The sequence below is a fragment of the Actinosynnema sp. genome, from assembly GCF_052038725.1.
The window spans coordinates 1-6249 of sequence record NZ_JBQGCX010000438.1; the positions used below are offsets into that span (position 1 = coordinate 1).

The window sequence follows — 6249 nt, forward strand, 5'->3', positions numbered from 1 at the left end:
GATCCGGGGCGAGGACTCCGGCCTGATGGACAGCAGCCGGTGGGACGACCAGGGCTTGGACGCCCGGCCGTGGCGCGCGCGGATCGCCTACGACACCCGCTCGTTCACCGTCGACGGCAAGCAGGTCAGGGACTTCGAGACCGTGATCTACCTCGACCCGTCCGGCCACCCGGCCGACGTGGTCGACGCGGTGAAGCAGCGGGCGGTCGAGGGCTTGGACCGCGTGTTCAACCGCGGCAACCGGCTCCCCGGCGGCGAGCAGTTCCACGGCTCCGTGCGGTTCACCGACAACCCGGCCGAGGCGCACAGCACGGTCTCGCTCGCCCCGGCGGGCACCCGGCCGAACCAGACCAGCTGGCCGGTCGACACCCCGCCCGGCGAGCTGGCGCACGAGATCGGCCACTTCTACGGGCTGCACGAGCAGTACCACACCAGCCGGGACGAGGACCCGAACGCCGAGAACCCGATCTTCAACCACCGGCAGGACGCGGCGCGCGTGCTCCGGGCCCCCGACGACCCGAGGCCGGAGGGCTTCACCGGCCCGCTGACCGAGGGCGTCAGCGGCCCGATGAACACCGGCCTGAACTCGCCGGACGCCAGGGTCCTGCCGTCGAACCTGTGGCTGATCGAGAGCCGGATGACCGCGCTGCAGGGCGCGCCGGTCTGGACGCCGCCGCTCGCGGACACCGCCCCGGTGCTGGACGCGCCCGCCCGCGTGGCGGACTCGTTCACCCGCGAGGTGTTCGCCGACCTGGACGCGCGCTTCCCGGCCGAGGCCACCCCGGCCGACCCGCGCAACTGGCTGGTCCCGCCGAACTACCACGACGGCGGGAAGTCGTTGTCCGCCAAGGAGCTGCGCGAGACCTACGGGATGCCCGAGGTCAACCAGCAGCGGTTCCAGCGCATGGCCGACCGGTTCGACCTGGTGTACGACGTGCGCCCGACGAACCCGACCGCCGCGCGCTGGCTGGCCGAGGGCGCGGTGCCCAAGCCGGTCGACATCAAGGCCAAGACGATCACCCCGGTGGACGTGGCGCTGGGCGCGAAGGCCGAGCACGTCGGCCTGGTCGGCTTCTTCGAGCCGCGGCAGCCGGACGTGTCGGCGCTGAGCGCGACCGACGCCCAGGTGGTGCGCGACCGGTACGAGAGCAGGCTGGAGGAGTTCAGGCAGCTCTCCCCGGTCATGGCCAAGCACGCCGAGAACGGGAAGTTCACCGTCTCCCCGGACGGCGTCGTGCAGCAGGTGACGGCGGACGGCCCGAAGCACATCACCGGCGACCACGACGTGTACAACGTGCGCCGCCCGGACACCGGCGAGCAGCTGACCGCCTACGCGTACGACCTCGACGTGTACCGGTTGACGCACAACGACATGGGCGTCCAGCACGGCGCGCACATGTACTGGGAGCCGACCGACGCGTTCGGCCGGAAGATCTTCAGCGACATCGTGACGCGGCACCAGGGCGTCGAGCCGCTGATCCGGTTCGCGCCGGGGCAGCCGCCGGTGCTGGTCAACGCCGACCCGCTGGCCCGCGCGGCCACCGGGGCCGTGCCGGACGTGGAGATCACCCCGGCGCGGCGGGACAGCCTCGCCCAGGACGCCGAGTCCGCCGTGGCGGCGGTGCTCGACGCGGACGCCACCCGGCGGCCGAGCCTGGTCAACCAGGGCCCGGACTTCCCGAGGACTCGGCTCGACGCGTTCCGGAACTTCCTGTCCGCCCGCGAGGCGCACGCCGAGGCGGTGCGCGACGCCGAGCAGGCGTACGCGGACTTCGTCGCGGAGGGCTTCCAGCACCGCGACCGGCTCGGCGCGGCGTGGGACAACGCGGCCATGACCTCGGTGGAGCGCGACCGCGCGGCGGCCGACCTGCGCGAGTGGGGCAACGACCCGGTGCGGACGCTGGAGGTCCTGGCGGCCACCACGCCCGAGGGCACGCCGCTGCCCAGCCGCAGGCCGTCCGACGCGCCGGACAGCAGGCTCGCCCGCGACCGGGCGGCCTGGCGCACCCCGGTCCCCACGGACGGCGCGCGCACCCCCGACGCGGAGCGCGCGCCGGGCGCGCCGACCCCGGACGCGGCGAGCACCGCCGACGCGCGGAGCGCGGTCGACCCGCTGGGCCAGGACCGCTCGGACCGCCCCGGCTCGCGCTCCAACCCGGAGCCGGTCGCGCCGAACGCCCCGTGGAAGCGCAAGCCCGCGGCCCCGGTGATCCCGCTGGTGCCGATGCCGCCCGCGAGCACCGGCCAGGTGCTCACCGGCCGCGACCTGCCCGCGTTCGTGCAGTCCAACGAGGCGCTGGGCTCGATCGTCGCCGGTGACGTGCGCGGCGCGGCCGACGTGGCCGCCTCGCTGGGCAACGCCCGGCCGCAGGACGTCGAGGCGGTTACCAGGACGCTGGAGACCGAGTTCGAGACCTTCCTCAAGGGCGGTCGGAACTTCCAGGTCCAGATCGGCGGCAAGTGGCACGAGGCGAACGTGCGGGCGCACCTGCGCCCGACCGAGGCCCCGGCCGCGCTGCCGGTGACCGACGCCGACGCCGACGCGACCGCCGTGAAGCCGGAGGACGAGGGGAAGCCGAAGAAGACCGAGCACAAGGTCGACGTCGCCAACCAGTCCGGCCAGTCCGCGTCCACCACCAACGCGCTGACCACCGCGAACGACATCAGCGGCGGCGTGACGATGGGCGTGCTCGCCGGGCCGTACGGCTCGGTGGCGGGCAAGGCGCAGCTGGCGACGCCCGCCGTGACCCAGGGCTTCTCGGTGTCCACCGCCGACCAGCGCGCGGTGCGCTCCGGCGAGCAGGCGCAGGCCGTGCGCGCCGAGGTCGAGTACACCGTCACGCTCACCGACGCGTCGGGCAACATCTCGTCGCCGCCGTCGGTCGAGGGCAGCGTCGAACTGGTGGTGCCCGAGGACCTCGGGCTGCTCGCCTCGTCCGGCAAGACCGCGCCGCGCGTGGCGCTGACCGACCCGGACGTGGGCGCGAAGCTCGACCACCTGGTGGCCGAGGCCATCACGGGCGTGGACGCGAAGGTGGCGTTCGGCGACGTCGCGGCCAAGCTGCACCCGTCGATCACCAAGATCGGCTCGCCGGGCCGGACCGCGCTGCAGGACTTCCTGAGCGCGGGCTCGATCCGCTCCCACCTCGGCCCGATGCTGAACGGCTGGGTGACCTCGCCCGACCTGGTCAGCCCGGACGGCAGCACGGGCGGCGCGGTGCAGATGACCGCGCGCCTGCGCAGCGCCGAGCTGGTCGGCGCCAACGACAAGACCTCGCTGCGGGTGCAGGAGACCACGACGACCGGCAACAGCCTGTCGGCGACCACGAAGGCGGGCTTCGACGCGACGGCGGGCGTCGGCGGGATCATCGGCCAGCCGGGCACGCTCACCGGTCAGATCGGCGTCACCGGCACCTACTCGGCGCGCACCGCCGAGGGCTCGTCGGCGGGCGTCAGCGCGATGAACCGGGGCGGGCTGACCGTCAAGGGCGAGGTCGGCCTGTACCAGGTCGAGGTGGACGTCGAGGTCCGCACGCCCAGCGGCGAGAACGTCGTCGTGCCGGTGACCGCGCACGTGCGGGTGGGCCTGCCCGAGGCCGCCGCGCAGGGCCTGCCCACGCCCGAGGGCGCCACCCCCGAGCTGGTCAAGCCGGACACGGCGGGCACCAGGCACGCGCCGCCGTACCTGGCGGACGCGCTGGCGGCCGGTGACGGCCGGGTCGGCTCGTTCACCGCAGCCAACCAGGTGCAGCCGCAGGTCGAGCAGGTCCTGCGGGACCTGCCGGGCTTCGCGAAGTTCCTGCCCGACTGGAACTCCGACTCGACCAGGCCGGGCGACCGCAAGGCGCACCGGTACGAGGACACCGCGCTGCGCCTGGACAACCAGCGCAAGCTCGCCCAGCTGTCGCCGACCGCGCTGCGCAGCAGCATGGACAGCCTGGTGGGGCCGGGCGTGCAGGTGCAGCTCAAGCACCAGAGCAAGACCACCGACACCTACGTCAACATCGAGGTGCGGGCCAAGGTCTCCAACACCGCGCACCTCGGCGAGGCGGCCGACCGGAACGTGCGGGCGGCCAACAGCACCAGCCCGAAGCTGGACAGCTCGACGTCGACGACGAAGGGCTTCAGCGCGGGGCTGGAGGGCCGGGTGAACGCGCCGTGGAAGAGCACGACGGCCACGGTCACCCCGACCCCGCAGGCCGGGATCAGGGGCACCTACAGCAAGACGGACAAGAACAGCGCGGGTCCGGCGGTCACCAGCTCGTCCACGGCGGGCGGCTCGCCCGACGCGCACCTGTTCGAGTCGGACGTGGAGTTCGAGATCGTGGTCTCGACCTTCACCCGGCCGAGGTCGTGGGTGCGACGGGTGACGCCGGGCTCGCCGTTCCTCCAGGTGCCGGAGCCGAAGGTGGTCGCGCGCACCGGGACGGCGACGCCGCCCCCGGCCGCGCCGAACGCGACCGCCGCGCCGACCGCCGCGCCGACCGCGGGGACGACGCCGAACACGACGCCGGGTACGGCCGCGCCGGCCGCGACCCCGGCCACCGCGCAGCCCACCGCCCCGACCGCGACGCCCGCCGCCTCCCGGCCGGGTGACGCGCCGAAGGTGCTCACGCCGATCACGGGCAAGGTCACCACGTGGCTGCCCGACGGCGTCGTGATGAAGTCCGACCCGAAGGGCTTCACCCCCGGCCCCGCGGCGCCGAAGGCGATGGCCGAGCCGCCGTCGATCGGCGAGCTGGTCGGCCGCGCGGCGCAGGAGCGCGCCGAGGCGCCGGAGCTGCTCAGGGTCGAGGCGTTCACCGGGGCCAAGGCCCTGCGCGACGAGGCGATCAAGGTCGTCGACCGGGCGGCGAACGGCGACACCGCCCTCACCCAGCCCGGCACCGCCTCGCGGGCCCAGCTCGACCGGCTGTTCGCGCCGGAGAACCTGAAGGCCAACCTGCAGAAGCTCGTCGAGCAGGGCGTGCAGGAGCCCGCGCTGCGCTACGACCGGCGGATCACCGACCGGACCGGCGCGCTCGGCATGACCGTGAAGCTGGGCAGGCCGAAGCTGGTGTCGATCTCCGACACCACCCCGGCCGACCTGAGCGTCAGCGGCGGCTACAAGGCCGGCTACACCAGCAGCACCGCGAAGTCGGTGGACCTGACGGCGGGCATCGCGGTCTCCGCGCGCCCGGCCCCGGTCCCCGCTCCCCCCGGCACGGCCGCCCCGGTCTCGGGCCTGGCCGGTCCGGCCGTCACCGGCCGGTACACCGTGTGGGGCAAGTCCGAGACGCAGGGCTCGGAGCTGGCGGGCAACGTCGACCGCACCACCTCGCACCCGGACAGCGCGCGCACCGTGCTCGTGCAGTTCGACGCCGACGTGGCGCTGGTCGCCGAGAGCCAGAAGGTCAACGTGATCGCGGACGGGCGGCTGCGCACGGCGGGCGTGGACGTCTCGCTGCCCGGCGCGGTGTTCGCCAGGGTCACCGAGGCCGAGGCGCGCAAGCTGGGCGTGCTGCCCGAGCCCACCACGCGCGACCTGCCCACCGTGGACCGGCACCTCGCGCCGCCGAGGACGCTGGCCGCCGGTGAGCCCGGCGCGCTGGGCCTGAGCGCGCTGGAGACCCCGCCGGACCTGTCCGGCGAGGTGAAGGCGCTCATCGACGCGGTCAACGCGAAGACCGGGAAGCTCGTGGGCGACGCGCTCGTGCCGGACTCGGTGCTGCGCGACTCGATGAACAACCTCCAGCGCCTGGCCGACTTCACCTCGCCGACGAGCGTGAAGGCGCTCATCGACGGCGCGCTCGACGGCGGCGTGCCGCTGCTGCTGCACCAGCCGGGCGTGTTCGGCAAGGACACCTTCCAGGTGACGCTGAAGGCGAAGGCGGGCACGCCGAAGTTCGTGGACGTGGTCAACGACGGGGTCGGGATCGACCACTCGGTCGGCGGCTCCAGCAAGACCTCGTCCGGCTTCGGCCGGGACAGCGGTTGGGGTGTCGGCGTGCGCACCAACGGCACCGTGATCCCCGGCAGCGCGCACCCGACGGTGTCCGGCAACACCGGCGCGTTCGTCTCGGCGAACATCGGGCAGTCCCAGAGCACCTCGGTCAACACCTCGCTGACCACCCAGTTCAGCGCCTCGCACAGCGGCGGCGGGCCTGCGGCGCGCTACGACGTGCCGGTCGAGTTCGAGCTGGTGGTGGAGAAGGGCGACCGGGTCGTGGGGGCCCCCCCCCGGCCGGCCCCGCCCCAGGGGGTGCGGGG

The 6249-nt window shown here is 74.3% G+C and carries 1 pseudogene; it reads left to right on the forward strand.

Going from position 1 to position 6249, the window contains the following annotated elements:
* Positions 1-25: 25 nt before the first annotated feature.
* A pseudogene (locus ACTUAL_RS08910) lies at positions 26-6249 on the forward strand (hypothetical protein); the annotation flags it as partial.